We start from the raw sequence: 248 nt of genomic DNA on the forward strand, positions 1-248 counted from the left end.
TGAGGCTGAAGGCAGGCTACATGCCGGCACTGAAGAATAGCCAGAAACTGGTGTCGAAGAGCAACTAACTAGCCCTAATGCTTGATCTTCAACCTGCAGTAAATTTTTCACCTCATTTTTCTTTGTAGAAACACTACAAGTCTGTTTAGGTTCAACTATATCGCGCTTTACTGCATTACGCAGACTTGTAAAGCTGACTATATATCCTGCCGCTATCGCTCCCAGAAATGTCAGTAAAAAATAAATAA

Annotated in this window: 1 protein-coding gene; it reads right to left on the bottom strand. The window is 41.1% G+C overall.

The features are described from left to right. Positions 1-248, bottom strand: a 248-nt coding sequence (locus CXK91_RS22830; RefSeq protein ID WP_258035671.1) for a hypothetical protein, incomplete at both ends; no start/stop codon positions are given.

This window comes from Stutzerimonas stutzeri (genome assembly GCF_002909485.1).
GTDB lineage: Bacteria > Pseudomonadota > Gammaproteobacteria > Pseudomonadales > Pseudomonadaceae > Stutzerimonas > Stutzerimonas stutzeri_AH.